The following is a 3528-nucleotide window of genomic DNA, read 5'->3' on the forward strand; positions in this document are numbered from 1 at the left end:
GACCGCGCACTTCGCGCGGTCGCTCGACGGCGTCACCGAAGTGCGGGCCGGTGTGTTCGTCTTCTTCGATCTGGTGATGAACGGTATCGGCGTCTGCGAGACCGCGGACATTGCGCTGTCGGTGCTGTGCACCGTCATCGGCCATCAGCGCGACAAGGGCTGGCTGATCACCGATGCGGGCTGGATGGCGATGTCGCGCGATCGCGGTACCGCGAAGCAGCCGGTCGACCAGGGCTATGGCCTGGTCTGCGATGTCGACGGCAAGCCGCTGGCCGGCCTGCTGATGATCGACGCCAACCAGGAGCACGGCATCGTCAGCCATCGCTCCGATCCCGCCGCGACGCCGATGCTGCCGGTCGGCACGCTGCTGCGCATCCTGCCGAACCACGCCTGCGCGACGGCCGCGCAGCACGGTGCCTACACCGTGGTGGCAGGGGGTACCGACGTCGAGGCGCAGTGGCCGCGCTTCAGTGGATGGTGAGCGCGATGACCGACGTGAATCCAGACGCGAATCCGAGCGCCGCCACGAGCGCCGCCACGAACGCCGCGACGAACGCCGCCACGAACGCCGCGACGATCGCCACGCAAGGCGTCGCCTGTCCCGACGTGCCCGCGCTGGCGAAGCCGCGCGGCCACTACTCGCACGTCGCCACGGGGCTGGGCCTGGTGTTCGTGTCGGGCCAGTTGCCGCTGGACGCGCAGGGCGAGCCGCAACCGGATCTGCCGCTTGCCGAACAGGCCGCGCTGGCGCTGCGCAACGCCGAGGCGGCGCTGGCGGCGGGCGGGTGCGGCTGGAAGGACGTGCTGAAGGTCACCGTCTATCTGGCCGGCGTCGAGCATTGGCCGGCGTTCGACGCGGTCTACCGGCAGGTGCTCGGCGACGCGCGCCCGGCACGCGCGGTGGTGCCGGTGCCTGCGCTGCACTACGGCGTGCTGGCCGAGGTCGAGGCGGTGGCCATGCACCCCGCGGCGGCACAGGCGCTGCTGTCACCGCCGCTGGTGCTGCGCTGAAGGTGCCTGGCGACCGCTAGCAGCCGAGCGCCAGGCCGTCGCTGCGCGGATCGTGGGCGCCTTCGATGGTGCCGCCGGCATCGATGCGGATCGCGCCGGGGTGGCCGGCCAGCGGGCTCTGCGCCGGGATCGGGCTGAGCTCGTGACCGCGCGCGGCGAGATCGCGCATCACCGCGTCTCCGACGTCCGCCTCCAGCTTCAGCGTGTCCCGGGAATCCGAGAAGGTGCGACCGAGCAGGAAGCGCGGACGCGACAGCGCCGCCAGCGGATCCATGTCGTAGTCGATCATCCGCGTCAGCACCGCCGCGAGCGTCTGCGGCTGGCCATCGGCGCCCTGCGTGCCGTACAGCAGGCGGGGTCGGCCAGCGCGCAGATAGAGCCCGGGATTGAGCGTGTGGAAGGGCCGCTTGCCCGGCCGCAGCACGTTGTGGTGCCGGGGATCGGTGCGGAACGCCGCGCCGCGGTTGTGCCACAGGATGCCGGTGTCGCCGGCCACCACGCCGCTGCCCCAGTCGAAGTAGATGGTCTGCAGCACGCTGGCACAGCGGCCGTCGCGGTCCACGGCGCCGAGGTAGACCGTATCGCCGGTGCGGAAGCGGTGCGGCCATGGCAGTGCGCGGTCGGGGCGGATCGCCGCGGCCAGCGCATCGAGATGCGTGGCCGACAGCATGCCCTGCACCGGCACATCGGCGAACTCGGGATCGGCCACGTGGCGGTCGCGCTCGATGAACGCGCGCTTCACCGCTTCGACCAGCAGATGGTAGTAGTCGGCGCTGCCCTCGGCGATCGCGCCGACATCGAAGCGGTCGAGTATCCCCATGATCTGCAGCGTGGTCACGCCCTGCGTGGGCGGGCGCAGGCTGACCAGCTCGCCGCCGCGGTAGGGGACCGTCAGTGGCGATTCCTCACGGGCGCGGGTGGCGGCGAGGTCGGCTGCGCGCAACGGCGAGCCGGCTTCGCGCAGGCCCTTGGCAATGCGCTCCGCCAGTTCGCCTTCGTAGAAGTCCCGCGCACCTTGTTCGGCAATTCGTCGCAGGCTGCGCGCCAGTTGCGGCTGGCGAAAGCGTTCGCCGACCTCGGGCATGCGGCCTTCGGGCAGGAATACGCGGGCGAAGCCTGGCCAGTCGTGCCACTGTCCCGCCCTGAAATCGAGCCAGAAGCGATGCGACGGCGTCACCGGGAGCCCGGCCTCGGCATGCTCGATGGCGCGGTGGAACAGCGATTGCCACGAGGTGGTGCCGCCCCAGTTGTCGCGGCTGAGCCGATAGGCACGGTTCCAGCTATCGACGGTCGCGGCCGTAGTAAGCGCGGCGGCCGGTCCTCGCGCCGGAATCTCGCCATCGAAGACCGGCGGGGCGGCTGCGGCCTGGCCGATGCCGGACAGCGTGCGCACGTCGCCGGCACCGTCGGCAATGACCCAGAAGGCGTCGCCGCCGAGTCCCGTGAAATGGGGATAGGTCACCGACAGCGTCGCGCCGATCGCGATCACCGCCTCGATCGCATTGCCGCCGGCGCGCAGCACTTCGCGTCCCGCCTCGCTGGCCAGCGCATGCGGGCTGGTCACCATGCCGGCGCGCGAGCGTGCGAGGCCCGCCGCAAGGAGGGTGGTCTGCATCAGGCCTCCACCGCTTGCGGCGCGACGGCGGACCTGCCGGCGGTGTCGCTTTTGGTGTCGCCCGCATCGTCCCCGTGCCCGCCCAGATAGGCCTGCACCAGCGCGGGATCGCGAGCCAGCAGGTCGGCGCGGCCGCTGGCGACGACCCGGCCTTCCTCGAGCACGTAGGCGCGGTCGGCCAGCGTCAGCGCCAGCGCGGCCATCTGATCGACCAGCAGGATCGTGATCGACGCCTCGCGCAGCCGGTCCAGCGACGCGAAGAGTTCGTCGATGACCTTCGGCGCCAGCCCCAGCGACGGTTCGTCGAGCAGCAGCATGCGCGGCTGCGACATCAGTCCGCGCGCGATGGCCAGCATCTGCTGCTCGCCGCCGGACAGCAGGCCGGCGCGCTGGTGCTGCCGTTCGCGCAGCCGCGGAAATCGCAGCAGCATCGATTCGATGCGGCGCTGCATCTCGCCGCGGCTCAGGCGGCCGGATGGAAACGCGCCGAGCCTCAGGTTGTCGAGCACGGACAGTTCGGCAAAGACCTGCCGCCCCTCGGGCACCAACACCATGCCCATCGCCGCGATGCGGGCCGCATCGACGCCGGCGAGATCGACGCCGTCGAACGCGATGCCGCCCTGCACCGGGCGGTGCAAGCCCGACAACGCGCGCATCAGCGTCGACTTGCCCGCACCGTTCGCGCCGAGCAGCGCGACCATCTCGCCCTCGCGCACCTGCAGCGCGACGTCATGCAGCACCGGCGCCGCGCCGTAGCCGGCCCGCAGCGCGTTGACGCCCAGCAGTTCCGCGCCGGCGGTGCCGCGCGCCGACCGCTGTGGTCCGGCGGCGGCATCGTCCATGGCCGCTTCGCCGAGGTAGGCCCGGCGGACCGCGGGATCGGCCCGCACCTCGGCCGGTGT

At 71.9% G+C, this 3528-nt stretch carries 3 protein-coding genes and 1 pseudogene; 2 read left to right on the forward strand and 2 right to left on the reverse strand.

Going from position 1 to position 3528, the window contains the following annotated elements; all coding sequences use genetic code 11:
- Together B551_RS15390 and B551_RS15395 are read left to right on the forward strand one after the other, a co-directional pair.
- Positions 1-481, forward strand: a pseudogene (locus tag B551_RS15390) (DSD1 family PLP-dependent enzyme); the annotation flags it as partial.
- A gap of 95 nt (positions 482-576) precedes the next feature.
- Positions 577-1011 carry a RidA family protein gene (locus B551_RS15395; RefSeq protein ID WP_052511384.1) on the forward strand — a complete coding sequence of 145 codons (435 nt, stop codon included), beginning with the start codon at positions 577-579 and terminating at the stop codon, positions 1009-1011.
- A gap of 16 nt (positions 1012-1027) precedes the next feature.
- Here the strand turns inward: B551_RS15395 and B551_RS15400 are convergent, their stop codons facing one another.
- A complete protein-coding gene (locus tag B551_RS15400) occupies positions 1028-2626 on the reverse strand; it encodes a gamma-glutamyltransferase family protein (RefSeq protein ID WP_023264459.1) in 1599 nt (532 codons plus the stop codon).
- Positions 2626-3528: ATP-binding cassette domain-containing protein (locus tag B551_RS15405; protein WP_023264460.1), on the reverse strand; the 903-nt coding region annotated here is incomplete at its 5' end. The genes B551_RS15400 and B551_RS15405, both read right to left, overlap by 1 nt.

Source organism: Cupriavidus sp. HPC(L), assembly GCF_000307735.3.
Lineage (GTDB): Bacteria > Pseudomonadota > Gammaproteobacteria > Burkholderiales > Burkholderiaceae > Cupriavidus.

Excerpts from the sequence above, each read along its gene's own strand:
- B551_RS15400 (WP_023264459.1), bottom strand. The coding sequence starts at position 2,626 with ATGCAGACCACCCTCCTTGCGGCGGGCCTCGCACGCTCGCGCGCCGGC.